The organism is Paenibacillus lactis (assembly GCF_017873605.1).
Classification (GTDB): Bacteria; Bacillota; Bacilli; order Paenibacillales; family Paenibacillaceae; genus Paenibacillus_AQ; species Paenibacillus_AQ lactis.
The window spans coordinates 137,295-162,741 of record NZ_JAGGKI010000010.1 but is presented as its reverse complement, the minus strand read 5'-3'; the positions used below and the strand labels follow the sequence as shown (position 1 = coordinate 162,741).

General features: G+C 53.9%; 21 protein-coding genes. 12 read left to right on the top strand and 9 right to left on the bottom strand.

The genetic code is table 11. The features are described from left to right. Positions 1–353: 353 nt before the first annotated feature. Genes chvE through mmsB form a run of 3 tightly spaced genes read left to right on the top strand, consistent with a single transcriptional unit; the run spans position 354 to position 4,186 of the window. Positions 354–1,439 carry a multiple monosaccharide ABC transporter substrate-binding protein gene (gene chvE, locus J2Z18_RS18950; RefSeq protein WP_007130853.1) on the top strand — a complete coding sequence of 362 codons (1,086 nt, stop codon included), beginning with the start codon at positions 354–356 and terminating at the stop codon, positions 1,437–1,439. Positions 1,440–1,484: 45 nt separating this feature from the next. Further along, positions 1,485–3,017 (top strand): multiple monosaccharide ABC transporter ATP-binding protein, encoded by a 1,533-nt coding sequence (gene mmsA, locus J2Z18_RS18945; RefSeq protein WP_007130852.1) that lies wholly within the window; start codon positions 1,485–1,487, stop codon positions 3,015–3,017. A gap of 2 nt (positions 3,018–3,019) precedes the next feature. Continuing rightward, entirely contained in the window at positions 3,020–4,186 is a 1,167-nt protein-coding gene (gene mmsB, locus J2Z18_RS18940) for a multiple monosaccharide ABC transporter permease (protein WP_007130851.1), read from the top strand. A 122-nt stretch (positions 4,187–4,308) separates the two neighbouring features. Here the strand turns inward: mmsB and J2Z18_RS18935 are convergent, their stop codons facing one another. The 4 genes from J2Z18_RS18935 to J2Z18_RS18920 all read right to left on the bottom strand — a co-directional run bounded on the left by J2Z18_RS18935 (position 4,309) and on the right by J2Z18_RS18920 (position 7,102). After that, entirely contained in the window at positions 4,309–5,022 is a 714-nt protein-coding gene (locus J2Z18_RS18935; RefSeq protein ID WP_007130850.1) for a hypothetical protein, read from the bottom strand. Beyond that, entirely contained in the window at positions 5,019–5,897 is an 879-nt protein-coding gene (locus J2Z18_RS18930) for an ATP-binding cassette domain-containing protein (protein WP_007130849.1), read from the bottom strand. The genes J2Z18_RS18935 and J2Z18_RS18930 overlap by 4 nt, the downstream gene beginning before the upstream one ends. Further along, complete coding sequence (locus tag J2Z18_RS18925) at positions 5,887–6,273, bottom strand: GntR family transcriptional regulator (protein ID WP_040739034.1); 387 nt, start codon at positions 6,271–6,273, stop codon at positions 5,887–5,889. The genes J2Z18_RS18930 and J2Z18_RS18925 overlap by 11 nt, the downstream gene beginning before the upstream one ends. 226 nt (positions 6,274–6,499) lie before the next feature. Further along, positions 6,500–7,102, bottom strand: coding sequence for a M15 family metallopeptidase (locus J2Z18_RS18920; protein ID WP_040738889.1), 603 nt, complete (start codon positions 7,100–7,102; stop codon positions 6,500–6,502). A gap of 236 nt (positions 7,103–7,338) precedes the next feature. Between J2Z18_RS18920 and J2Z18_RS18915 the strand changes: the two genes are divergently transcribed. The 8 genes from J2Z18_RS18915 (at position 7,339) to J2Z18_RS18880 (ending at position 16,364) form a co-directional block, all read left to right on the top strand. Next, the gene (locus J2Z18_RS18915; RefSeq protein ID WP_007130846.1) at positions 7,339–7,863 is read left to right on the top strand and encodes a hypothetical protein; all 525 of its coding nucleotides are present in this window, start codon (positions 7,339–7,341) and stop codon (positions 7,861–7,863) included. 241 nt (positions 7,864–8,104) lie between these two features. Continuing rightward, positions 8,105–8,974, top strand: a complete 870-nt coding sequence (locus tag J2Z18_RS18910; protein WP_007130845.1) for a MurR/RpiR family transcriptional regulator — start codon at positions 8,105–8,107, stop codon at positions 8,972–8,974. 91 nt (positions 8,975–9,065) lie between these two features. Continuing rightward, on the top strand, positions 9,066–10,028 hold the full coding sequence (locus tag J2Z18_RS18905; protein WP_007130844.1) for an ROK family protein: 963 nt from the start codon (positions 9,066–9,068) through the stop codon (positions 10,026–10,028). A gap of 252 nt (positions 10,029–10,280) precedes the next feature. Next, a complete protein-coding gene (locus J2Z18_RS18900) occupies positions 10,281–11,597 on the top strand; it encodes an ABC transporter substrate-binding protein (RefSeq protein ID WP_007130843.1) in 1,317 nt (438 codons plus the stop codon). A gap of 108 nt (positions 11,598–11,705) precedes the next feature. Then, positions 11,706–12,635: a carbohydrate ABC transporter permease gene (locus J2Z18_RS18895; protein WP_007130842.1), complete on the top strand. Its 930-nt coding sequence runs from the start codon at positions 11,706–11,708 to the stop codon at positions 12,633–12,635. Next, a complete protein-coding gene (locus tag J2Z18_RS18890; protein WP_007130841.1) occupies positions 12,635–13,468 on the top strand; it encodes a carbohydrate ABC transporter permease in 834 nt (277 codons plus the stop codon). The genes J2Z18_RS18895 and J2Z18_RS18890 overlap by 1 nt, the downstream gene beginning before the upstream one ends. 55 nt (positions 13,469–13,523) lie before the next feature. After that, entirely contained in the window at positions 13,524–14,213 is a 690-nt protein-coding gene (locus tag J2Z18_RS18885) for an N-acetylmannosamine-6-phosphate 2-epimerase (protein WP_007130840.1), read from the top strand. 231 nt (positions 14,214–14,444) lie between these two features. Further along, positions 14,445–16,364, top strand: a complete 1,920-nt coding sequence (locus J2Z18_RS18880) for a DUF4855 domain-containing protein (RefSeq protein ID WP_210095173.1) — start codon at positions 14,445–14,447, stop codon at positions 16,362–16,364. A 133-nt stretch (positions 16,365–16,497) separates the two neighbouring features. On the opposite strand, the gene J2Z18_RS18875 is transcribed toward J2Z18_RS18880, so the two are convergent. The 5 genes from J2Z18_RS18875 to J2Z18_RS18855 form a co-directional block, all read right to left on the bottom strand. Then, positions 16,498–17,604 carry an ArsR/SmtB family transcription factor gene (locus J2Z18_RS18875; protein WP_210095172.1) on the bottom strand — a complete coding sequence of 369 codons (1,107 nt, stop codon included), beginning with the start codon at positions 17,602–17,604 and terminating at the stop codon, positions 16,498–16,500. Positions 17,605–17,618: 14 nt separating this feature from the next. Next, complete coding sequence (locus J2Z18_RS18870) at positions 17,619–18,887, bottom strand: MFS transporter (RefSeq protein WP_210095171.1); 1,269 nt, start codon at positions 18,885–18,887, stop codon at positions 17,619–17,621. A 156-nt stretch (positions 18,888–19,043) separates the two neighbouring features. Further along, the gene (locus J2Z18_RS18865) at positions 19,044–20,231 is read right to left on the bottom strand and encodes a MalY/PatB family protein (protein ID WP_028406331.1); all 1,188 of its coding nucleotides are present in this window, start codon (positions 20,229–20,231) and stop codon (positions 19,044–19,046) included. 29 nt (positions 20,232–20,260) lie between these two features. After that, entirely contained in the window at positions 20,261–21,184 is a 924-nt protein-coding gene (locus J2Z18_RS18860; RefSeq protein WP_007130835.1) for an AEC family transporter, read from the bottom strand. A gap of 435 nt (positions 21,185–21,619) precedes the next feature. Beyond that, positions 21,620–22,339: a 3-ketoacyl-ACP reductase gene (locus J2Z18_RS18855; RefSeq protein ID WP_007130834.1), complete on the bottom strand. Its 720-nt coding sequence runs from the start codon at positions 22,337–22,339 to the stop codon at positions 21,620–21,622. Between the two features lie 937 nt (positions 22,340–23,276). On the opposite strand from J2Z18_RS18855, the gene J2Z18_RS18850 reads away from it, so the two are divergent. Continuing rightward, the gene (locus J2Z18_RS18850; protein WP_210095170.1) at positions 23,277–25,430 is read left to right on the top strand and encodes a class I SAM-dependent methyltransferase; all 2,154 of its coding nucleotides are present in this window, start codon (positions 23,277–23,279) and stop codon (positions 25,428–25,430) included. The last annotated feature ends 17 nt before the right edge of the window (positions 25,431–25,447 follow it).

The following is a 25,447-nucleotide window of genomic DNA, read 5'->3' as shown; positions in this document are numbered from 1 at the left end:
CTGTTTGGTTGGAGCTCCCAACGAAGCAGGGACTTTTTCTTTTCGGGATTCATCGCTGGGATCGATTCCGGGAAGCCGGTGAAGGTTTACCATTCACACTCCTCCATTCATCCACTCACTCGTTCATCCATTCATCGATTCATCCATCCATTCATTCATCCATCCATTCATTCATCCATCCATTCATTTAACCATCCAATCAGGCCACAAAAGTATGAAAATTATAAAAAAGGTTGTATCTGTCGAAAGACCCTTTCCATCCGCGGGTGTATGCTGATTCATACAGAGAGGCTTTTACGGATGGTTAGGATGTAAGCGCTCTCGATCCAACTTTTCGGAAAGGGGAACAACCGATGAAGAGAGGAATGCTGGGTGTTCTTATTGCGGTCATGCTGGTTGCCCTGACGGCCTGTAACCTGGCCGAAACGGATGCCGGCGATGCGAATAAAGGCTATGTCGGGCTTGCGATGCCAACCAAGTCATCGGAGCGCTGGGTGGCCGACGGTAAAAACATGGAGCGGCTGTTTCAGGAAAAAGGCTATAAGACCGATCTTCAGTTTGCGGAGGACGTGATTGAGAACCAGATCGCCCAGATCGAGAACATGATCACCAAGGGCGTGGATGTCATCGTGATTGCATCGATCGACGGCAATACGCTGACGGATGTTATCAAGAAGGCCCATGATCAAGGGATCAAGGTCATCGCGTATGACCGTCTGATCCGCAATACCGAGCATTTGAGCTACTACGCGACCTTCGACAACTTCAAGGTCGGGGTGCTGCAGGCTTCCTATATCGAAGAAAAGCTCGGCTTGAAGGAAGGAAAGGGGCCGTTCAATATCGAGCTGTTCGGCGGCTCGCCGGACGATAACAATGCGTACTTCTTCTATGACGGGGCGATGTCGGTGCTGAAGCCGTATATCGATTCCGGCAAGCTCGTGGTGCGCAGCAAGCAGACGACCATGGCGCAGATCGCGACACTCCGTTGGGACGGCGCGCTGGCCCAGTCCCGGATGGATAATCTGATCAGTGCGAATTATTCGAACGCTCATTTGGATGCGGTCCTTTCCCCTTATGACGGCATCAGCATCGGGATCATCTCCTCGCTCAAGGGTGTAGGGTACGGTACGCCGGATAAGCCGCTGCCGATTATTACGGGGCAGGACGGGGAGCTTGCTTCGATCAAATCGATCGTGGCCGGCGAGCAGACGCAGACGGTGTTCAAGGATACGCGCCAGCTGGCGGAACAGGCAGTAAAGATGGCCGAAAGCGTAATAAAAGGTGAAGAGGCCGAGGTGAACGATACCGAGTCCTACGATAACGGAGTCAAGGTCGTGCCGGCATACCTCCTTCCACCGGTGTCAGTGGACGCTAGCAATGTCGAGAAGGAGCTTGTGGATACGGGCTACTACACGAAGGAAGAAATCGGTTTGAAGTAAATAACGGCCTTATGGATACGAAACAGAAGGGAAGGTGCAGCCCGAATGTCGGAATACATTCTTGAAATGCGGAACATAACGAAAGCGTTCCCAGGCGTGAAGGCGCTGGATAGCGTGAATCTGAAGATTCGCGAAGGCGAAATCCATTCCTTGTGCGGGGAGAACGGCGCCGGCAAATCTACGCTGATGAAGGTGCTGAGCGGCGTGTATCCGCACGGTACTTATGATGGTGATATTTTGTTCAAGGGGAAGGTATGCGAATTCAAAAGCATTAAGGACAGCGAGGACCTCGGCATCGTCATCATCCACCAGGAGCTGGCGCTGATTCCTTACTTGTCGATTGCGGAGAATATTTATCTCGGCAATGAGCGCGCCCACAAAGGCATCGTGGACTGGAACGAGACGATCCGCGGAGCGAAGGAGCTGCTGGGCAAGGTCGGGCTTACGGAAAATCCGAACACGCCAGTGGGCACCATCGGGGTCGGCAAGCAGCAGCTGGTCGAAATTGCGAAAGCGCTCTCGAAGAAGGTAAAGCTGTTGATTTTGGATGAACCGACGGCAGCCTTGAACGAGGATGACAGCGAGAACCTGCTGCAGCTGATGCTGGAATTCAAGAAGCAGGGCATCTCATGCATTCTGATCTCCCATAAGCTGAACGAGGTTTCCAAGGTGTCGGATTCCATTACGATTTTGCGGGACGGCAAAACCATCGAAACGCTGGATATGCACGGCAAAGAGGTCAATGAGGACCGCATCATCCGCGGGATGGTCGGACGGGATTTGACGAGCCGTTATCCGGAGCGTACTCCGAAGGTCGGTGAAGTCATCCTGGAGATCAAGGATTGGACGGTATATCACGAGCTGCAGGCGGACCGCAAGGTGATTGATGGCGCGAACCTCCATATTCGAAGAGGGGAAATCGTCGGCATTGCCGGACTGATGGGATCGGGCCGGACCGAGCTTGCGATGAGCGTGTTCGGCAGGGCATACGGCCGGAATATCAGCGGCGAGCTGTATAAGAACGGGCAGGTCATTCAGAACCGGACGGTGACCGAGGCGATTGCGAACGGCTTTGCCTATGTGACGGAGGACCGGAAGGATTACGGCCTGATTCTGATCGATGACATTAAGCGGAATATCTCCCTTACGGGGCTGCCGAAGCTGGCGAGGAACATGGTGATCGATGAAAGGGAGGAAATCCTCGTTGCCGAGGAGATGCGCAGGAAGCTGAAGATCAAGACGCCGAACATCTTGCAAAAGACCGGCAATCTGAGCGGAGGCAACCAGCAGAAAGTAGTCTTGAGCAAATGGATCTATTCCGAGCCGGACATCCTCATCCTCGATGAGCCGACCCGCGGCATCGATGTGGGAGCCAAGTTCGAGATTTACTCGATTATCAATCAGCTTGCGGACGAAGGCAAAGGGGTGCTGGTCATTTCCTCCGAGCTGCCGGAAATCCTCGGCATTTGCGACCGGATCTATGTCATGAATGCCGGCCGGATCACCGGTGAAGTGAGCAAGGAAGAGGCTTCGCAGGAAACGCTGATGAGATATATGACCAAGAACGGAGGGGCTTAAGCATGGAAACGCTCATGAAATTATTCAAAAACAATATTCGGCAGTACGGAATGATCATCGCCTTGGTCCTGATTATGATCTTCTTCCAGATCATTACGGGCGGGCTGCTGCTTGAGCCGATCAATATTACGAACCTGATCCTGCAAAACAGCTACATTCTCATCCTGGCCATTGGGATGGTGCTGGTCATCATTACGGGACATATTGACTTGTCCGTCGGCTCGGTGGCGGCTTTCGTTGGTGCTGTCGCAGCCGTGATGATGGTCGATATGCAGCTGCATCCGGTGATCGCCGTCATCGCCTCCTTGATCGTCGGGGGATTGATCGGCGCCTGGCAGGGCTTCTGGGTGGCGTATGTGAGAATCCCGGCCTTTATCGTAACCCTTGCCGGTATGCTGCTGTTCCGGGGCCTTACCATGATCGTCCTGGATGGGCAATCGATCTCGCCGTTTCCGGGCGGATTTCAGAAGCTCAGCTCGGGCTTCGTTCCGGATTTCGGCAACACCGGCACCAATCTGGTTGCGATTCTCGTCGGCATCGCGTTTACGGTGATTTATGTCATCAATGAGCTGAGAGACCGTAAATCCCAGAAAAAGTATAACTTCGACGTGCTTCCAGGCGGCCTGTTCCTGCTTAAGCTCTTCCTGATGGCAGCCGTTATTAATGCCTTTACGTTTATGCTGGCAAGCTACGCCGGCCTGCCGAATATTCTGATTCTGCTGCTTGTGCTCATCATCATCTATTCCTTCGTGATGAACAAAACCGTGATGGGACGCCATATTTATGCGCTTGGCGGCAATGAGAAGGCCGCTGCGCTGTCCGGCGTGAAGACGAAGAAGGTAACATTCTGGGTGTTCGTCAATATGGGCGTCATGGCGGCCATTTCCGGCCTGATGTTTGCCGCCCGTCTGAACGCGGCAACGCCTCGGGCAGGTACGAACTTTGAGCTGGACGCCATTGCGGCAAGCTTTATCGGCGGTGCATCCGCCACAGGCGGTATCGGTACGGTGTTCGGCGCAATCATCGGCGGCCTCGTCATGGGTGTCCTGAATAACGGCATGTCCCTCGTCGGACTCGGCATCGACTGGCAGCAGGGCATCAAGGGCCTTGTCCTTCTGGCAGCCGTCGCTTTCGATATTTATAACAAGAAGAAGAGCAGCGCCTCGTAATTGCATTTTGGCGAATATACAAAAAGCACGGCCGGCTCCGCGCAGATATTTAAAGTCTGCGGGAGCCGGCCGTGCTTTTTTGCGATAAACGACTAAGCTCTTAGGTGGGGTTCAATACTAGCTTATCTCAGCTTAATCGTCACTTTGCGTGTCAACAAGCGGATCAACACCAGCCCAAGAACCATGATGACGGCCGACCCGGCAAGCGAAGCGTACAGCGGCACGTCAAGGGTGAAGGCAGGCATCCAGCGATCCCATAGCGAGGCCAGTTCGAATTGCCACAGCGCATCCATGAAGCCGACAAGGACGATCGCTATGGCGATGAAGCCTAAACCTCGAATCCAGTCGTGCCGGTAGAAGCCGGAGCCGATCATCCATCCCATCAGGTAGTAAACGAAGATTTGGATGCCAAAGGACGCCAGGGCAAGGAACCAGTTGTGCTCGAATGCCTGCAGTACCGGAGAGTTCCCGGTGTCCGAGAAGTTCATCGCCGAGAGCAGCAGGCTGACGGGGCCGACGACGAGCGGAAAGGCAATGGACAGCAGCAGGGCGGCCAAGGCGGCTCCTTTAAAAAAGTCCCTTCTGGTAAAGCCGTGGCGCACATAGAAGCTCAGGAAGCCGAAGGAGGATATAATGCCGATGACCAGCATGAAGCCCTTGGTCGAGCGGTAGATGATGGAGAAGAAATCGTCCTGGCCGATGTTGCTGCTGCTGCCGGTAATCCCAAGCGCGAGGTTAAGGAGGAACACGATAACCAGATATCCTATGGCCCATGAGCCTTGGTGCCAAAACATCTCCATCATTATTCTCGAAGCGGCTGACGTTGGTTGTTTCATGTTCCCTGCTCCTCCCCTGTGATATGGATAAACAAGTCCTGCAGCGAGATCGGACCCAGCTCAAGTCCCGCACGTCTAGCTGCATGCTTGGATTCCTCGCTCAGCTCTCCGTAGACGATGGCCGATTTGGTGGAGCCCAGCTGTTGAACATTCAGCACCTTCAGTCCCGGCGTGAATTCGTCCACCTTCTGCGCTGGTCCCGTAATCGAAACGCCGCGGGAGGTTAACGATTCGTAATCGTCTTGGAGGACGAACCGGCCTTTATGGATGATAATGACCTCCTCGAACAAATAATCCATCTCCGACACGAGATGCGTGGACAGGATGAACGTCCGCGGGTGCCGCTCCTGATCCTCAAGGAGCTCCCGGTAGAAAATTTCCCGGGTGGGTGCATCCATGCCCAGGTACACCTCGTCCAGAATCGTTACCGGCGAGCGGCTGGCAAGCCCGATCGTAACGTTGAAAGCCGACTGCATGCCTTTCGAGAGCTCCTTAAGCGGTTTATCCAGCGGCAGGTTGAAATTACGGGCAAGCCTAAGGGCATATTCCGTATCGAATCGGGGCCTATACCCGGCCACCGTCTCGATCGCCGCTTTGACTTTGTCCGACTCGTCCTTGTAGTCGATGTCATAGAGGAACGAGACCTCCCGCATGATTTTTGCATTTTCAAACGGCTGCTCGCCGCCTACCTTCACCGTGCCTGACGACGGCTCGCGAAACGAAGCCAGAACGGACAGCAGCGAGGTTTTGCCTGCGCCGTTCCGTCCGAGCAGGCCGTAGATTTTCCCGCCGTCCAATCGGAAGGACATATCCTTTACGGCCTCGACGTCCCCGTAGCGAATGGAGACCCGGTCGAATTCGATATCAAGATTCATGGGCGTCACGCTCCTTTACTTGGGTGATGATCTCAAACAAATCTTCCGTGGACAGGCCGAGCTTGTCGGCCTCCTGCACCATAGGCACCACATAATCATCTGCAAATGCATTTTTCCGGGTCCGAAGCAGCTGCTCCTTCGCCCCTTCCGCAACAAACATGCCGACACCCCGCTTTTTAAAAATGAGGCCGGATTCAACGAGCAGGTTGATCCCCTTCAAGACCGTAATGTGATTGATTTTGTAAAAGCTTGACAGCTGCGTCGTGGAAGGCACCTGCTCCCCTTCGAGCAGCTGGTCGTTCACGATCTGATCTTCGATCTTCTCCTTGATCTGGAGGAACAAGGGCTTGTTATCCGGATATACCGAGCTGCTAATTCGAATCACCGCCTTGCCGTTGATGTTTCTGTAAAGGTTATATGCTTATATATATGACTATATAACCAAAACGTGCAGAGCATGTCAAGGTCATTTTGGAAAATCCTCACACCCGATCAACAAAAAAGTCACATGCCATAAACTAGCGCATGTGACTTATCATAGTTTCTATTCTCGGAAACTGCCTCTCGGAAAACAGGCCGGTCCGTGCGTTCACGGCAAATCGTTATTTCGATTTCGCTCCCTCCGAATACTCATGGATATCCGCATCCGGCAGCTTGCCGCGCTGAAGTTCGCGGATCGTCAGCCCGAAATCCATCTGCAAATGCGGATAGTCAGGGAATTTGTCCCAATCGCCGCCCCATTCGAACCCGAGCTCTTTGGCGATGGCCACCACTTCCATCCAGTCGGATTTGCCATTGCCGTTACCGTCGTATTCCATGTCCCAGATGACGCTTCCATCTTCGAGCCTCAAAGCAAAATCGATAGCGAGCCCGTAGTTGTGGAGAGATTGGCCGGCTTTGGCGTTCGTAACGATATCCCCCTCGGTTGTCCGGCCCTGATTGTAGATCCGGGTCTGTTCTTCATGGCTCCGGTATCCGTCGGTGATGACGATCGTGATGCCCCGCTGCTTGGTGAGGCGGACCAGCTCGTTTTTTTGCTTCAACACATAAGGGTGTAGGCCGGTGATCGCCGGCGTTTCTTTTTTACCAAGATCAAAATCCATGTCGTTGATGATGCCGGGAATAGCGGTTTGCATCTGCATATAAAATATGGCGAGCAGCAAGGCGGCCAGGAGGACAAGGGTCTTTCTTCTACGTTTAATCATCGGAGTTTCGTTTCTACCTACTTTCACAAGAATCACTTACGATCAATCTTCTCTCAATCTATTATATCGGCAACCGGGCCCAGGTTCCAACAGCGCCGGACTCCTGACCATAAGCAGGAATGAATAGCAATCCCTGGTTCTTCGCATGCTAAGCAACAAGATGGAAAATGCTTGTCCCAAAACGATGGCGGCGAAATCGTCGCCGGGAAAGCCGGGGCAGGGAAAGGAGAATCGTAATGAGCAGCATTCAACAGTTGCAAGGAACACTGAGTCAGCTGTCTGGCCAATTGGCGGCAGCGGAGCAGAGCGGCAGCATGGAGGAGGTCGGGGCGATTGCGGGCCAGCTGGGGCAGCTTCAGACTGCGCTTCAAAGCGCACAATCGGGGCTTACGTCGGAAGCCTCCGAGTCAGCTAGGCAGGAGCTTGTCAATTGCCGCATGCTTCTGCATGGCATGATGAACGCCGTGGAGGCCATTCAAGCCCGGGCGGCCGAGCAGTACCGCCAGGTTCTTGGCGAGAACAAGGCCGCATTTGAACAGCTGGCTGATGCAGCCAAGCAAAGCGGTTACCCGGAAGCCTACCAGTACAGGCAAATATTCCAGCAAATGGCGGAGGTCAGTCAGCAGCTGCGTCAATTGGACGGCTCCATGCTGGATATGGGTTATCAGATGGAGCGGGGGGCTCAGACCGGCGGCAGCTTGAACGGAGCGGTCCCGATCGAAGAGACGACCATGGATACTCATGACGGATGGACGATATAACCGGAAGCATGCTTAAAAAGCCAATGAGGGCGGACCCTGCCTACGTAGCGGGAAGTAAGCTGCTGCGAAAACAATCCCCCTATTTTCGAAGCTTCAGACCCATTTTAGCGAGGGTTCTGCAAGCTTCTTTTTTGTGATTGAAAGAAATATCTTTTTTAATATATAATCAAGGAGAAAATATCCATAAATCAATAGGGAAATGGACTAGATAAAAGAACCATTTGGAAAAGAGGGAGTTGCGATGGCGAGAGTAGGACCCAAACTGAATCAATCCAATACGCTGCTGATGATATCCAGCATCTATTCGTCACTGACCAAGACGGAGAAGAAGGTGGCCGATTACGTCAAGAGTTATCCGGAGGAGACGGTGCTGGCCACCGTTACGGACCTATCGGAAAAGGCGGGTGTTGGCGAAACCTCCGTCATCCGTTTCTGCAGAAAGCTGGGGTTTCGCGGGTTTCATGAGTTCAAGCTGTCCGTCGCCCAGGATTTGGTGGATCGTCCCCAGTCTGTGGTCGATACGGCCATCGATGAGCAGGATGACCTCATGACGGTAGCCCGCAAGCTTACGATGCAGCATGAAATTTTACTGAAAAACACGCTGGATCTCGTAAATGCCGATCATCTGAGAATGGCGGTCGATAAGCTGCTAGCCGCGACTAAAGTGTATGTTTATGGGGTCGGATCTTCGGGCATTACGGCGCTGGACCTGCATTACCAGCTGATGCGTCTTGGCCTGAACGTCGAAGCGCACCGGGATGCTCATATCATCGCGATGTCGGCAGCTCTGGTGAAGGAGGGGGATCTGGTATTTGCCATCTCAACCTCCGGCAGCACACGCGATCTCGTGGATCCGGTGAAGGAAGCGAAGAAGAACGGGGCGGACGTCATTTGCCTGACAGGACACCTGAGATCGCCGATCGCAACCTATGCAGACACGGTACTGCTTGTCTCTTCGCGGGAGATGCCGACTGAAGGCGGGGCGCTGGCAACAAAATTCATGCAGACATATATGCTCAACCTCCTAACGACGCTGCTTGCAATGAAGAAGGAGGACGCAATCGAATCACTCGAGAAAACGGCGAGATCGGTAGCCGATAAGCTGTACTAACATCACTGTACTAACGGTCGTTCCCTTAATCCTCGACAACAGGCAGCGAGGGAAATCGACTTTTGGATAATGGAAAGGAGGTCTTTGCACCATGGAATATGCAATTGGCGTTGATATCGGAGGAACTAAGGTGCAATTTGCGGTAGTCAACCGGCAGGGGGAAATCGTCAGCCGGTATCTTGTGCCTACCGAAGCGGATAAGGGAGCCGGGCAGCTGATGGATAAACTGCTGTCCGGCATCGACCGCATGATGAATGCTGCGCAGCAGCATGGGGAAGTCTGCGGCATCGGCATTGGCAGTGCAGGTCAGATCGATTACCAGGAAGGCGTTGTTTTGTATGCCGGCGATACCTTGCCAGGATGGACCGGTGTTCCGATTAAGCAGCTCGTGTCGAACCGGTTCGGCCATAAGGTGTATGTTGATAATGACGTGAATGTGATCGCTTTTGCCGAGAAGAGGTATGGTGCCGGCATCGGCTACAGCAATTTTGTTTGTTTGGCGCTGGGGACGGGAATCGGGGGAGCGGTTATGGAATCCGGCCGTCTTCTTCGAGGCGTCTTCGGAGGCGCAGGAGAGCTGGGGCATGTCTGCGTCGATGTGAACGGTCCACGCTGCAGCTGCGGCAATAACGGATGCATTGAGCTGTATGCCTCCGGCAGCGGAATTGCGAGAATAGGTCGGGAGATGCAGGGAAATGGAAGCGCTTTATATTCGTGGAAGCCTCATTCGAGGGAAATTATTCATGCCTGGCTGCACAACGATGAGGGAGCTGCGCTCGTCATGACGAAGGTGATCCGCGCCCTTGGCGCAGCGATTGCGGGATATATCCATACCTTTAATCCTGAGGCAATTCTTATTGGCGGCGGGGTTGCGGAAGCGGGACCGCGCTTTTTCGCGGAGCTGGAACAGGAAGTGGACGTTCGGACTTCTTCGTATATGAGCAAGTGCTGCCGGATTATTCCTGCGGGTCTGGGAGTTGATGCAGGCGTGATAGGGGCAGCGGCTCTGGTATGGAATCATAACGATGAAGGGGAATTAAATTACGTAATTTAGGAGAATAATTCCTCCATTATTAAAATAATTTAAGGAATACATTTTATTTCTATTACATCAAAAGATACGAAAAACCATTGGATACACAAGGGTTTTCGCCGAAATCGTGCTGGGTCAATGAGTTGAAGCGCATACAATGCTCAGAAAATAAGGATTGACTAAAGAAAATACATCCATTATTTTTCTTGTAGGAGGATATTTTCTCCAAAAATTATTTTTCTGGAATCCAGAACATGTTGGAGGGTGAGTCATTTGAAGAAGAACTATAGAAAGAGGTCGTTTCACGCCACGCTGCTGCTGGTACTGGCCTTTTCGGTTGTGCTAAGCGCTTGTTCCGGTTCGAAGGAAGGTGGTCCGGGCAAGGGCGGAAAGGTTGAAATCCAGCTGTGGAGCTCGGCAACCGGAGACGGTGCGAAGCCGATTGAAGCGGCTATAGCCAAATTCAATGAAAGCCAGGACGACATCGTTGTAAAGACACTCAGCAATCAGGATCACCAGAAGCAGTTGACCGCGATTTCAGGCGGCAATGCCCCCGACATCATCATTACGCAGTGGAACAACATCGGCCCGTGGTCGGAAGCCGGAGCCGTTAAATCATTGGAGGAATTCATTAAACGGGACGGTTACGACACCGGCCAGATTATCCCGGCTGCGCTGGAGCGCATGAAGGTTGACGATGAAATTTATGGGCTTCCGATCTCCATGAGTATGGCGAATAAATTGTTCTATAACAAAGAAGTGTTTGAGGAGGCAGGCCTTACCGCGCCGCCTGAAACGCTGGAGGAATTGTTCGAATACTCGAAGCGGCTGACCAAGAAGGACGACAAAGGCAATATTACGCAAATGGGCTTTATTCCGGATTATCCTTGGATCGATAACGTGTTCTGGCCCATCATATTTAATGGCTCCTGGGTGGACGAAAACGGGAAGCTGACCGCTAACCAGGAAGCAAACGTTAAAGCGATCGACTACCAGATGAGTTACTATAAGGAATTTGGGCAGGAAAGCATCGATAAATTCAAATCGGGCATGGGCGGACTCCAAACGCCGCAGGATCCGATTCTGACCGGCAAGCTGGCCATGATCATCGGCTGGGAGAACTGGTATGTGGACGACCGGGGTGAAGGCAAGGATGTCGGTGTCGCACCGTTCCCTTATCCGGCGGCCAACCCAGAGCTTAAAGGCTCCGGAATGGTAAGCCCGATTGCAATGTTCATTCCTTCCAAAGCGAAGCATCAGGAGGAAGCGTGGAAGGTGCTGCAGTATTTGCTCAGCGAGGACGTGCAGATTCAATACAGCATCGATTTCGGCTCGATCCCGGTTTTGACCAAGGCGCTGGATAATCCGAAGCTGACGCAGAATGAAGAGACGAAGGTGCTGTGGGAATATTATGAAAGCGCTAAAAGTCCGAATTTGAAAGGCTTCCCGAACAGCATTTACATTAATGAATACCTGCAAACCTTGAATGAAGAGACGGAGAAGGCGCTGAAGGGCCAACTTACCGCCCAGGAAGCCATGGATAATGTTGTGAACAAGATGCAGCCGATTGCGGACAAATACAAAAAATAACATGGCAATTTGCCTGCAGGATACCGGGGGAGAAGGATGGTAGGTGGAACCTTAGCTCCCGGCATTCCCGGCATGCTTTGCAAGGGTTATTAGGAGGTGAACCCCCGCATGGATCGTTTAAAGCTCCATAGCGGTATCAAGAGCAGGGAGAGAAAGCGGCTGTTCATCGGCCTCATGTTTCTGAGTCCATGGATTTTCGGCTTCCTGGTATTTCAGCTCTATCCCATCATCATGTCGCTATATTACAGCTTTACGGAATATAACATGTTTAACCCGCCGCAATGGATCGGTCTGGACAATTACAACGAGATGTTCCGGGACGATAAAATGTTCTCTTCGCTGTACAATACGGTATTCATGGCGTTGTTCGGTTTTTTTCCGCAGCTGGTGTACGCGCTTGTGATCGCACTGCTGCTGAACCAAAGCGTAAAAGGGCTGTCTTTATACCGCACCGTTTATTTTCTCCCGACACTGGTTCCGGCCGTCGCAGGTTCTCTTCTGTGGATATGGCTGCTGAACGCGCAGTACGGTCTGGTGAATCAAATGCTAGGCGCCATTGGGCTGCCTGAACCGAACTGGCTCATGGACGAGAATTGGACGAAGCCTTCCCTGATATTAATGGGCTTCTGGGGAACGGGGACGATTACGATCATGTATCTGGCCGCCCTTCAAGAGGTGCCGAAAATGTACTATGAAGCCGCTTCGATCGACGGAGCGAACAAGTGGCACAAGTTTTGGCACATTACGCTGCCGGCAATATCTCCGATGACCTTTTTCCAGCTCATTATGGGACTTATCGGCTCATTTCAATATTTTTCACAAGGATATGTGTTCGCGGATTCCAGCAGCCAAGCCATCGGCGGCCCGGGGAATTCGATTCTGTTCTATGCGATTTATCTGTTCCAGAATGCGTTCATGTACCTGAAAATGGGCTATGCCTCCGCAATGGCGTGGATTCTGTTCATCATCGTGCTGCTGCTGACCCTGCTGATCTTCAAATCATCGAGCAAATGGGTCTTCTATGGAGGTGAAAAATAATGAATGCGTCGATCCTGGGCAGAAGGCTTCTCACCCATCTGATCCTGATTTTGGTCGGCTTGATGTTCCTGGCGCCATTCGCCTGGCTGCTGCTGACAACGTTCAAGACGGAGGATGAGATCTTTGTCATCCCTGTGCAATGGTTCCCTTCGGAATGGATCTGGGATAACTACCGCAATGCGGTTCAGATGATCCCGTTCATTAAATACACCTGGAACACTATCGTTATTGCCCTGTTGAGCGTTGCGGGCGTGGTCATCCTTTCGCCGCTCGTCGCTTACGGCTTCTCGAGAATCGATTTCAAGGGACGGAACGTACTGTTCATCATTATGCTCAGTACGCTGATGCTTCCGATGCAGGTGACGATGATTCCGCTGTATGTCGTGTTTAACAAGGCGAACCTGCTGAATTCCAACTGGCCGCTCGTCCTTAGCGCGTGGTTTGGAACGGGGATGGCATTTAACGTGTTTTTGATTCGGCAGTTTTTTAACGGGATTCCGATCGAGCTGACGGAATCGGCCAAGATCGATGGCGCATCGGAATTTCGCATCTATTCCCAAATTATTCTGCCGCTGGCGAAGCCGGCGCTGCTCACGATTGGTTTGTTTACGTTTTTGGGAGCATGGGGCGATTTCCAAGGCGCGCTGATTTATTTGAACGATCAGGAGACATGGACGCTCTCCATCGGACTGAAGCAGTTCATCCGGGAAAATTCAGTGGCATGGGGGCCTCTGATGGCGGCAGCAACGCTGTTCACGGTCCCGATCATCATCCTCTACTTCTTCGTGCAGAAGAAATTCATCGAGGGGATTACGATTACAGGCATGAAATAACCGAAAAATAGGCTGCGGAGGGCTGTCATACTAAAACAGATTTAGGAGCTAACTTATGAGGCGGATGATTACAGAAAGAGGATTAGTCGTATCTTGTCAGGCTTATGAAGGTGAGCCGCTCTTCGGTCCCCATCATATGGCGGAGATGGCCAAAGCGGCAGTGTTGGGAGGGGCCATCGGCATTCGGGCGAACGGAACGGCCGACATCGCGGCGATCAAGGCTGTCGTGAATGTGCCGGTGATCGGTTTGTTGAAACGGCGGGTGGGAGACTGCCCCGTATATATTACGCCGACATTGGAGGATGCATGCGCCGTCCATGCCGCGGGTGCGGACATTGTGGCCATTGACGGGACGCGCAGGCTGCGGCCGGACGGGACAACGATTCGGCAGGTCGTAGAGGAACTGACTCGCCTTGGGGTGTGCGTCATGGCGGATGTATCTACCTTGGAGGAGGGGCTGCATGCGGCAGAGCTTGGCGTTCAATATATTTCGACGACGCTGTCGGGTTACACCCCGTACAGCCCCGGAACGAATAAACCGGACATCGAGCTTGTTCGGTGTCTCGCACAGGAAACCAGGCTGCCGGTCGTTGCCGAAGGAAGGTTCACGAGCTCGGAGCAGATGATTCAGGCATTGAACGCAGGAGCTCAATTCGTGGTGGTGGGCAGCGCGATCACCCGCCCGCAGGATATTACCGAGCGCTATCGGAAAGCGATTGAGGACAAGGTTGTATTGAATAGCTAGAAGGGGGTGATCAACGAAGAGGGGATGTGCATTTATTCCGGAAGAACAATACATGTTGAAGGGGTGAGATCATGAAACGGCTCGGATCCGGGAGCAGCGCGTTCTGAGCAAGCTGGCGATCCTAGAGCAGGATGCGCCAAGAAATGAGTTGATAGGCAGCAGCTGCAGTATCTTATGAAGTTGGTCGCAAGCTTAGAAGGAAGAAGGATGACTAATAAGGAGGATGATGACATGAAATCGTCTAGAAAACGGATATCCTTGGTTCTGGCACTCCTGATGATGTTTTCGCTCGTCCCGGCCGCCTATGCGGATGAAGCGAAAGCGGAGGCGCGGAATTTGGCCAGGGATGCGGTCTACATGTGGTCGGAAGCGCCGGAGAGCGCTTATCCCGACCCAGGGAACAAGCTGAATGACGGCGTCTTCGGGACGCGTAACGTGCTGGATCCGGCCTGGGTCGGGCATTTACGGAAGAAGACGCGGGAGGTCGTATTTGATCTCGGCGAGCCGAAATCCATCTCCGGCATTAAAGCGCATTTTCTGCAGGATTGGCCCGGGTCTGCCGTCCTGTTCCCGCTGACCGTTTCGATGTACGTATCGGATGATAATGTTCATTGGGCAACCTTGACCCATAAAGCGACCCAGACGCTATGGATCGACGGACCTCCGGTCGACGAAACCTATGCCTGGGATGCAGGCGCGGACGGCGTGCCTGGCGCGGAGGATGCAACTCACGCCTACGCACGTTATGTTAAGGTAACGTTCACGATGCATACGAGAGCATGGACCTTCATCGACGAGATCGAAATTACAGGCACCGACGGCCAGTCGAAAGGCGCGGTCCGGGTTCCGCCGGAGGAATTCAAGATGCTGGCGCCGGGCGAAGCCACGGCGGGCATACGGGATTTGTCCCTGCTGTATAACGGGCATTACGCCAATGGAGACGGAGACTGGAGCAAAGAGGACATCATTCCGCAGATCAGTTATGTGAATCAGGATGGCGAGCCGGTCGACTGGTTCTTCGACGGCGTTCTGGTTCTCGGATTGCTGTCGCCGGACGGCAGAGATTTCGGAGGCGGCTCGAATCTGAAGGATTGGAACTGGTATCTTGATAAAACATTTGCTGCGGACGGCGATATGTTCCAGCTCAATGAGGCTACCAAGGAAGCGGGCACCAAGCTCGGCGATCCGGACCACAAAACGAAGGTCGTCGTCATGATTCCCGACCCGAGCGAATACGTAACGGACTTCGGCGATGTGGACGGGGACGGCAAATCCGAGAATTTCAATGCCGGCAGCGTGGGCGAGCAGCAGGCCATGGCCAACAGGCAGAAGGCTGTCCGGTGGTGGATGGATGAAGTTCTTAAGCGTTGGGAGAGCAGCGGATATAGCCACCTGGAGCTTGCCGGGTTGTATTGGCTGTCCGAACAGGTAAGCACGAGCGCTTCGGGACCGGATATGCTGAAATACGTTAACGGCGAAATCCATGCCGAAGGCTTGAAGTCGTTCTGGATTCCTCACTTTCTGGCTTACAAAAGCTATATGTGGAAAGAAGTCGGGTTTGATGCGGTGGCATTCCAGCCGAACTACTTCTTCGAAGAGATGAGCAGCGAACGTCTGGACGATGCGGCCTATACGGCCGAACGGTTCGGAATGGGCGTCGAGATCGAATTCGATGGGCGGATGCTCACGGATCCGGTATTCCGCCAGCGTTACAAGGAGTATCTGGATGGCGGCGTGAAATACGGGTACATGACGGATACGTTCAAAGCCTACTACAAAGGCTCCGGACCGGTGTTGGGAACAGCCGCGGCCAGCGAGGATCCTGAGATCCGGATTATGTACGATTGGCTGTATCAATTCGTGAAGGGAACATATCAGTTGGATAATACCGGCACCGTTCATATGAAAGAGCTGGTGAATCAGCTGGAAAAGGGCGGACAATTCAAAAGCCACGGGGCAGCCCGCTCTCTGACGGCGCATTGGGATTCGGTCGTTCGTTTTGAGGAGCAAGGGAACAAGGAACAGGCCTCCGGCCATTTGGACCGTTTCCTTGAGCTGCTGGAGCAGCATAAGCAGAATGGGCTGGTATCCGGCAAAGCCTATCCGTTGTTGAAAGCAAACGCCGATTATGTGGCTAAACGGCTGCGGTAAGCGCATATAAGGATACTGACAGGGGAACCCGAGGGATTTCAAATTCCAAGGGTTCCCTTTTTTGTTCAATGGAAATGATTTATTTAAAAAAGCACCGTTGGATTTAGCGGACGAACCGGCGGGACCAATACTTCTAATTCTGAAGCAGGCTCGTTTGCAGCAGGTCGAGATACTTCTCGACAGCCTCGCGGTTCATTCGATAGTAGATGCGGTTCGCTTGCTTCTCGATTTGCACGAAGCCTTGCTGGATTAAGGCGTTCATATGGTGGGAGATCGTTGCGGTCGACAGGCCCAACTGCTCGGCAAGCTCCGAGCCGTAAGCCGGCTGACGCCGAATGTACTTTAGAATGGCGAATTTGCTCGGATCGCTGAGCATTTTCAGCGTTCGGCAAATCTCCTCGTCGGATACCGACTGCCGGGCGATCTCCTCCAGCGTTTCAAACAGGACGCCGATGTACAGCGTTTCGGCCTCTGCTGTACCGGTATGGCTGAGGTATGTAACCATATTAAAGCCGATGACTTGCGGAACGATATGGACCTGTTTATCATCCAGCAGTTTGATTTGAAGCTTGCTGTTCAAGCGCTCGATGGGCTTCGAGGCGACCAGTTCCCGGTAACGGGCCTCAAAGCCTTCAAGGAGCGGCGAAACGATGTCCAGCTTTTCGCGGTATAACGAAGCCGCCCGATTCAAGATGGGAAGCAGCTCTTGCATGTACGCATCGTAATTTTGGTAGAGCAGGCTCAGGAGCCATTTCTCCTGTACGTCCACATCGAATGAATCGATCCAATTGATAAGGTCGGCATCGTTTTGCACAACGAGGTCGGCGGAGCCGTCCGCCTCGCTCGCAAACCAATGCTTGAGGTGTCCGGTATATTGCTGGAGCCGTTGTTCCTTCGGCATGGGTACGAGCGGCTTGAAGTCCGCGTCGGGGGCCTCGGGATGAGGCATATACGCATGTAGCGAGGAATGCAGGAGTATTCGGGCGCAGCACCACTTCTCATGCCCCTGGCTCCTGAAGAAGAAGGCCAGACGCTCCTCATCGGCGTTGACGCCGTTATACACGTATTCGCCAAGCTCAATGATAGGTTCGAAGGCTTGCAGCAGTTCAGGGGTATCCAGGCGGTATTTATCCTGAAGCCCGCGCAAGACCGCTCTCGTGTCTTCGTTATTCGCATATCGGCAGAGCAATTCCAAGCATTCGAAGAGAATATTCGGCTGTGAATATACCGCGACTTTCATAGGGAAATACTCCTTTACAGCTGTCGTAATGTCTTTATGAAGAGCATACCAACAAACAGCAGGATTGTAAAAATCCCTGTAATCCCGAAGAGCTGTAGCAGGTTCAATTTCGTCATGACGGCCGCGATCAGCATGGATCCGAGCGGGATCGTTACGCTTGCGATCGCGTTGAAAATCGCGCCGACGCGCGATAAATACGCCTCTTCGATATGCTCCATAAAGGATACGCCGATCACCGTTTCGACGAAGGAAGCGAAAAAGCCGAATACAAGCATGGTAATGATGAGTAAGGTATAGACGAACACGCGCTGGTCCGCATATGCAGCGATCCAGACCCAAATGAGATAACAGGCCCCGATTACGACTCCCCCCGAGATGAACAGGATGCGGGACGACAATGTTTTACGCAGATAAGGGAACAGAATCGCGCCCAAACCAAGACCGATCGTCGAAGAGATACCGGCTGCGGACATTCCGTTCGCGGATAAACCGAGGAAGTCGGTCGTATAGGGAGCCATCATGGAATTGATCGGGATCAAGAAAATGCCGATGGCGCCTCCCAGCAGGCATATCGTAAATACGGTGCGGGTGTTGCTCAGGTAATCGAAGCCTTCTTTAAGCGTATGCATGTAACCTATCATATCCAGCTTGAGCCTGCCGCTAATCGATGTTTCTTTACTGTCGATTCCCAGGATGAGAGCAGCCGAAATGATGAAGGTGGCAGCATCGATCAGAATGGCGGTCCCAAGGCCGAACATTCCGATGATCGCGGCAGCGGAGCCGAGGCCGATCAGCTCCATCATTTTTTTGAGCGTCGTATTGAAGGCGATGCCGTGCGGGTACATGGATTTCTGAAGCAGCCGGGGGATGATGGCGAGCCCTGCCGGGATGCGCAGGGATTCCAAAGTCGAATTCATGAAGGTGAGCAGGAGGAGAAGCCAGGGCTGCAGCAGACCAAGCATGAACAGGATGGCCGTCGCTGCCACTGCAAGGCCGCGCCCGATGTCGGCAGCCGCCATGACATACCGCTTGTTCATTCCCTCGACGATCGCACCGGCAAAGGGCTGGAACAGAATGGACGGCAGTGCGTTGACGCCGAAGATGACAGCAACCCAGGAAGCGGAGCCCGTAAGCTGATAGACCATGAGGGAAAATGCGATCATGTCGATGGAGTCGCCGTAACGGTTGACGGCATTGGCGGCCATTAGCTTCATGTACTCTCTTTGGGTTAGTAAATCCCGGTACCGATGTGCTTTTGCTCTTCTTTGCTCTTGTAAGACCATGATCTAACCTCCTTTATAGATATAAATAAAACATAATGGTTAGATGATCGTCAATATAAATGTTAGACAAAAATAAAACTTTCGACTTCGATGCATATAAAAAAGAGAAGCCGTGCACATGGGCACGGCTCCTCTAGCTATGGGACGATCTCTCGCCTATTTCCGCATTTCCCGCCATTGTCGTATCGCATTATGCAAACGTGACATGGCTTCCTCAACCGTAGCCCGGGTGCAGGCTACATTCATACGCATGAAGCCCTCGCCATCCTTGCCGAAGGTCGCCCCGCTGTTTAATCCCAGCTTCGCCTCTTCGACGAGGAAGCGGTTCAGCTTGTCATGCTCCATCCCGAGCGAACGGAAGTCGATCCACAGGAGGTATGTAGCTTCGGGCAGGGCCACGCTCAGCTCCGGCAGATGCTCGCGGATATAATTCGCAACGAGCTCCATGTTTCCGCGAATATAAACCAGCAGCTCGTCCAGCCATGGCCCTCCTTCGCGGTATGCAGCTTCCGTGGCCACTGCTCCGAGCGGCGTAATGGAGCCGATGTGATACCGGTTCAGCACTTTCCGGAAGGTCCGGCGAAGCTGCTCATTAGGAATGATCATGTTGGCTGTGTTCATCCCTGCGATATTGAAGGTTTTGCTCGGCGCAGTACAAATGATCGAGCGAGATGCCGCGTCGTCGGACAAGGCGGCGAACGGCGTATGGCTGCCCTGCTCAAAGATGAGGTCGGCGTGAATTTCGTCGGATACGACAAGCACGTCGTACTGCCGGCACAGATCGGCCAGACGCTCAAGCTCTTCGCGTCTCCACACCCGTCCGACCGGGTTGTGCGGACTGCACAGAATCAGCATTTTTACACGGCCGCCGGCAAGGCTCTTCTCCAGATCCTCGAAATCCATTGCATAGTCCCCGTCCTCCCCGCGAATAAGCGGGTTAAGCACAAGCTCCCGCTCTTGGTCCTTGACCACGCTATGAAACGGAGGATATACCGGCGTCTGAATGACAACCTGATCTCCCGGCTCCGTAAATGCGTCCACGATCAGGCTCAGCGCGGGCACCACGCCGGGGCAGAACTGGATCCAATCCTTTTGAATGCTCCAGCCGTGACGGCTTTGCATCCATTCCGCAATAGCCTCCTGGTACGACTCCGTCGGGAAGGTGTAACCGAACACCCCATGCTCTACCCGGCGGTGAAGAGCCTCCAGCACGGCAGGCGGGGCTGCAAAATCCATATCCGCAACCCACATCGGAAGAGCGTCAGGCACGCCGAATACAGCGGGAACGTTATCCCACTTGTGACAAGCGGTGCAGCTTCGGTCAATGGTCAAATCAAAATTCATATGTCATTTCCTCCTAAGCAAAAATGGAATTAGGCTATCGTTTTGGCCAGGGATATCAAGCCAGTAATGGTAATTACATTTAGTATGGTCGAGATGAGCACCGTTTGTGCAGCAAAGTCCGGCTCGTTCTGATATTCTTCCGCGAGAATGGACGAATTGACGCCGACCGGCATCCCCGAGGCGATGATGAGCGCCTGGGCCGGAATTCCCTTAAGTCCGAGCAGGAGGACAAGCGCAATCCCGATGGCGGGTGCAACGAGCAGGCGAAGCAGGACGCTCAAATAGACGTCGAGCCGGCGCAGCCGGAGCGGATATTTGATAATTTGCGCACCGAGCGTCAGCAGGGCGATGGCGACCATCGATTGGTCGGCATAGATCAGCGGCTGCGAGATAAATACGGGCAGCGGCAGGTCCAGCGCATGCAGCGCAATCCCGAGAACAAGCGCGTAAGGGACGGGCATTTTCAGAAATCCGATAATGGCTTGCTTATAGAGGCCGTTCGTCTTGGCGCCCTGAATAGAAATGACGCCGTAGGTGAACGTCAGCAGACTCTGAAAGGACATGATCAGCGCCTGGACCGAGGTTGCCATCGGATCGCCCTTGAAGGCCAAGTTGTTGATCGGAAGGCCATAGTTGCCGGAGTTGTCGAGAATTAGGCTGTTGGTGAACGCGGCCTTCATGCCGCGGTTGAACTTCCGCTGCCGAGCAACCAGCATGCTGATCCCATACAGGACGGCGATATAGAGGGCGTAGAACAAGGCGACCGTCCCCAGGAGCTGGGGCGACATCTCGGACTCGTACATGCTCATGAACACGGCAGCGGGCGTGATGTAATAAAAATTGATTTTGGCGAGTGTGTACAAATCCAGCTTGAATGCATACTGCATCGTTACGCCGAAGCCGATCAGCACGAAGATCGGGAGTACCACTTCCAATAAAATGTCGGCGATCATGCTGTTGTCATCTTCTTTCCCCGTAAATGTAGCTGAAGGTGAATGCCCTCATTGAATGATAAATGCCTTGTCATTATATCATGGCATCGCGAGGTTGACACGAGAGAACCGCGAAGAGGGCTGCATAACCGGGCGTACTTCGGGAAAAGGCCCGTCCTGGTATGTATCGGTATCGAGGGAAACTTGGATCAGGGCAATACTGGATGCTTCATTTATCGTCGTTGTGTCGCGGTAGAACACGCAACGGATGGTACCGTTGCCATGCCCAGGCATGGTCCGACAAAAAAACCTCGGTGTGGATCACAGGCAGCTGCGTTTGAGCGCAAACAAAGGGTACCGCTGGTTAGTGCATTCGCGCGGTTAAAGCACAACAAAACGGGTGCCCCGCTGCAGGCGGGCACCCGTTTGGATGAGCTTCGTGAGAGAAGCGGCTTTTTACTGCGGATTCGTTGTCCAGATGCCGGCGGTTTTGACAAACACGCGCTGCGGCAGCTTCAATGCGGCCAGTACAAGCTCGGCCACATCCTCCGGCTGCAGCATACGGTCCTCATCGCCGATCTTCAGCCCGGCATTGACCGCAAGCTCCGTGTTGACGGTGCTTGGCGTCAGGGCGGTGACGCGGATGTTATGCTTTCGTACCTCCTGCAGTACGGCCTCCGTCAGGCCCATGACGGCGAATTTGGAGGCGTTATAGGCCGAGCCGGTCGCAAAGCCCCGCTCTCCGGCCGTGGAAGAGATGTTGATTACGTCTCCCTGACTGCGCTCGATCATGCCTGGAAGCGCGGCGCGGAGCATATGGTAGGTTCCCATCAGATTGACGTCCACGATCCGCTTCCATGCCTCCGGCTCCATCTCCAGCAGGTTGCCGAACTGGGCAATGCCCGCGTTGTTAATCAGAATGTCGACGGAGCCAAGCTCCATGCTTACCGCTGCAAACGCCGCTTCCGCTTCCTCTTGCACCGAAATGTCGGCGACGGCAGCGACAGCTTTTACGCCATACTGCTCTGCGATCAGCGCGCTCAGCGATTCCAGATCCGAGGCGGTGCGGGCTACAAGTCCGACATGTACGCCTTCCTTCGCGAGGGCGATGGCCAGCGCGCGGCCGATGCCTTTGCCTGCGCCGGTAATCAAGGCTGTTTTATTTTTCAGGGTCATGAAACACTCACTCCTTTATTTTGAATAACTTCATATGGTTTCGTTGATCAGTATACCTCGTCAGGCCCTCCTGCGCCAAATGCCGGCAGGTCCATTTGTCCGCACAAGTCCCTTTTAGGGACGTGCACGGCCCCCGGAGCTCCATATCGCCCGTACAAGTCCTTTTTAGGGACTTGCTTGGCGCTCGGAGCTCCAATTCGGCTGCACAAGTCCCTTTTGGGGACTTGCTCGGGCACTGGAGCTCCATATCGCCGGCACAAGTCCCTTTTAGGGACGTGCACGGCTGCCGGAGCTCCATATCGCCCGCACAAGTCCCTTTTGGGGACTTGCTTGGCCCCCGGAGCTCCATATCGCCGGCATAAGTCCCTTTTGGGGACTTGCTCGGGCACTGGGGCTCCATTTCACCCGAACAAGTCCCTTTTGGGGACGTGCACGGCCCCCGGAGCTCCAATTCGCCGGCATAAGTCCCTTTTAGGGACGTGCACGGCCCCCGGAGCTCCATATCGCCCGCACAAGTCCTTTTTAGGGACTTGCTTGGCGCTCGGAGCTCCAATTCGGCTGCACAAGTCCTTTTTAGGGACTTGCTTGGCCCCCGGAGCTCCAATTCGCCTGGACAAGTCCCTTTTAGGGACGTGCACGGCTGCCGGAGCTCCATATCGCCCGCACAAGTCCCTTTTGGGGACTTGCTCGGGCACTGGAGCTCCATTTCACCGGCACAAGTCCTTTTTAGGGACTTGCTTGGCGCTCGGAGCTCCAATTCGCCGGCACAAGTCCCTTTTAGGGACGTGCACGGCCCCCGGAGCTCCATTTCACTCGCACAAGTCCCTTTTAGAGACTTGCTGCGATCGCTTAAAGAAGGATCTGATATAATCATAACCAGACTACGGGAGGGATAACTCCATCCTGTCCATAACCTAGGAAAGCGGAGGATGAATTTATGCTGGAATCGCTGGAGATGATCAAGGCCTTTCGCGGCGGGGACGAGTCGGTATGCAGGACGCATCCCTGGCTGTTCATGCTGGTTTCGGCTGAAGAGCGAATCGTGAACCTGGAGCGGATCTCGTCCATCGGGGAATTAGCCCATGCCAATCCTGTATTGGATTATGTAGAAAGGACGTTAACGATCCTCGACAGCTTGCCGCTGTCCTACTGGATCAAGGAGCTGCTGGAGGAGGTGCTGGCATGGGCCGAAACCGCCAAGGGCGGGACGGTACGGGAGCGGCTCCATTGGACCCGATCCGGCGTCAATCTGTTCCTCCACCATATCGGATCGGCCCAGCTGTACGAACGGCATGTCCTGGAGCGCCGGGGGAGCATGACGCCGCATGAACAAATGGTACATACGCTGATCCGGACCCACGGGCTCATCGGCCAGCATATTCGGGGCGAGGTCGCCCTTGAGGAGAACGCCCCGCTGTCCGGGCTGGTTCAAAGCGGGCAGCTTACGGTAGAGGAGCTGAGCCGGCTGCTGGTTCCGCTAAACCAATGCATCATTGGCGCGGTGTCCGAGCCATTGTGGCATGCCGTCAAAGAGGAGACCGCCCAGCTGGTGGTCCGCATAGCCGAAGGCGCCTTTGATGAGGAATGGAGCCTGCATGACCGGCTGCGCCGTCTCCGCGCGGGCTCGATCCAAAGCGGCGAAGATTTCGAATCGGAGCTTAAGCGAATCGGGGAGCGGGTCGATCTGACGATTGCCTTAAACGATTTGCGGAACATGACGCTATGGTATGTGGAAGCCGCGCTGCAGGATTTTTCGCTCGAGGAATTCGTGAAGGTGATGCTCTTGTCTCTTCGGGCCGAGGGCGAAGGTTCAGCGGAAGGCAGGAAGGGGACCGAGGATACGAGCGGGCTTGCCATACATCCGGAGATGCCGAAGCCGATCCGTCATTTAAGCTTCGAGACGCTGATGAATGACATGTATTACGACTACAAAGGGGCCAAGAAGCTGAATGTCTATAAAAAGCGGATGATCGAGCAGTATTTGCGCCAAGCGGACTGGGAAGCCTGCCTTCAAGGAGCTGTCAGCGCAAACCCGCATCTCCGTCACCGCATCGTGCGAAAGCCGGGTCTTCCGGACACCGTGTTCTTCACGTTCGAATTTTCCAAGGCGGCGGAAAAATTGATCGAATTCTGCATCGAGGCCGAGAAGTCTCCGCTATATGAGAAAGCCGTACTGCTGCTGTTCGATCTGTTCGGCCTCCGCCGGGACGCTTACGACCGGTTTCATAACGAGGAGAGCTATCTGGAGGATATGAACAGCACGGGGGACTACAAGCAAGTCATCCTTGAGTACGTCACGGGAACGGTGGTGCTGGACATCGGGCCCGGCGGCGGCGTGCTGCTTGATCTCATGGAGGAGCGGCTGCCGCATGTTCGCCCCATCGGCATCGATATTTCATCGAACGTGATCGAAGCGCTGGAGAAGCGGAAGCGACTTGAGCAAAGGTCATGGGAGGTAATGAAGGGGGATGCGCTGCGGCTCAAACAGTATGTTGAGCCGGGCAAGGTCGATACCGTCATCTTCTCATCCATATTGCATGAGCTGTACTCTTACATCGAAACGGACGGGAGACGGTTCAATACCGCGACCGTCGAAGCCGCACTCAGGAGCGCGTACGAGGTGCTTTCACCCGGTGGACGTATCATTATCCGGGACGGCATCATGACCGAAGGGGACGCATGGCGGCGAATTCGTTTTCTCGAGGAGGACGGGATGACGTGGCTGGCCCGTTATGCCGCGGACTTTCAAGGAAGAGCAATCCGGTATGAGCCCTTGTCTGCAAATGAGGTGCGCATGCCGGTCAATGATGCGATGGAATTTTTGTACACCTATACCTGGGGGGCGGAAGCGTACGTACACGAAGTCCAGGAGCAGTTCGGCGTCTTTACGCCTTCCGGGTATGCCGCATGCATACGGAAGACGCTTGGCCCCGAGGCCCGTATTCTTGTACAGCGGCATTATTTGCAGGAGGGGTATGCCGAAGCGCTGGCAGGCCGGATTGAACTGACCGATGATGCAGGCCGGGTGACGGCCCTGCCGGACAGTACATGCCTGTTCGTTATCGAAAAACCGGCCGAGCCGGTGAAATAAAATACAAAAGGCGGTGC

Bases quoted from the DNA above. Each gene is read 5' to 3' on its own strand.
- chvE (WP_007130853.1), top strand. From the start codon at position 354: ATGAAGAGAGGAATGCTGGGTGTTCTTATTGCGGTCATGCTGGTTGCC.
- mmsA (WP_007130852.1), top strand. From the start codon at position 1,485: ATGTCGGAATACATTCTTGAAATGCGGAACATAACGAAAGCGTTCCCA.
- mmsB (WP_007130851.1), top strand. From the start codon at position 3,020: ATGGAAACGCTCATGAAATTATTCAAAAACAATATTCGGCAGTACGGA.
- J2Z18_RS18935 (WP_007130850.1), bottom strand. From the start codon at position 5,022: ATGAAACAACCAACGTCAGCCGCTTCGAGAATAATGATGGAGATGTTT.
- J2Z18_RS18930 (WP_007130849.1), bottom strand. From the start codon at position 5,897: ATGAATCTTGATATCGAATTCGACCGGGTCTCCATTCGCTACGGGGAC.
- J2Z18_RS18920 (WP_040738889.1), bottom strand. From the start codon at position 7,102: ATGATTAAACGTAGAAGAAAGACCCTTGTCCTCCTGGCCGCCTTGCTG.
- J2Z18_RS18915 (WP_007130846.1), top strand. From the start codon at position 7,339: ATGAGCAGCATTCAACAGTTGCAAGGAACACTGAGTCAGCTGTCTGGC.
- J2Z18_RS18910 (WP_007130845.1), top strand. From the start codon at position 8,105: ATGGCGAGAGTAGGACCCAAACTGAATCAATCCAATACGCTGCTGATG.
- J2Z18_RS18905 (WP_007130844.1), top strand. From the start codon at position 9,066: ATGGAATATGCAATTGGCGTTGATATCGGAGGAACTAAGGTGCAATTT.
- J2Z18_RS18895 (WP_007130842.1), top strand. From the start codon at position 11,706: ATGGATCGTTTAAAGCTCCATAGCGGTATCAAGAGCAGGGAGAGAAAG.
- J2Z18_RS18890 (WP_007130841.1), top strand. From the start codon at position 12,635: ATGAATGCGTCGATCCTGGGCAGAAGGCTTCTCACCCATCTGATCCTG.
- J2Z18_RS18885 (WP_007130840.1), top strand. From the start codon at position 13,524: ATGAGGCGGATGATTACAGAAAGAGGATTAGTCGTATCTTGTCAGGCT.
- J2Z18_RS18880 (WP_210095173.1), top strand. From the start codon at position 14,445: ATGAAATCGTCTAGAAAACGGATATCCTTGGTTCTGGCACTCCTGATG.
- J2Z18_RS18875 (WP_210095172.1), bottom strand. From the start codon at position 17,604: ATGAAAGTCGCGGTATATTCACAGCCGAATATTCTCTTCGAATGCTTG.
- J2Z18_RS18870 (WP_210095171.1), bottom strand. From the start codon at position 18,887: ATGGTCTTACAAGAGCAAAGAAGAGCAAAAGCACATCGGTACCGGGAT.
- J2Z18_RS18865 (WP_028406331.1), bottom strand. From the start codon at position 20,231: ATGAATTTTGATTTGACCATTGACCGAAGCTGCACCGCTTGTCACAAG.
- J2Z18_RS18860 (WP_007130835.1), bottom strand. From the start codon at position 21,184: ATGATCGCCGACATTTTATTGGAAGTGGTACTCCCGATCTTCGTGCTG.
- J2Z18_RS18855 (WP_007130834.1), bottom strand. From the start codon at position 22,339: ATGACCCTGAAAAATAAAACAGCCTTGATTACCGGCGCAGGCAAAGGC.
- J2Z18_RS18850 (WP_210095170.1), top strand. From the start codon at position 23,277: ATGCTGGAATCGCTGGAGATGATCAAGGCCTTTCGCGGCGGGGACGAG.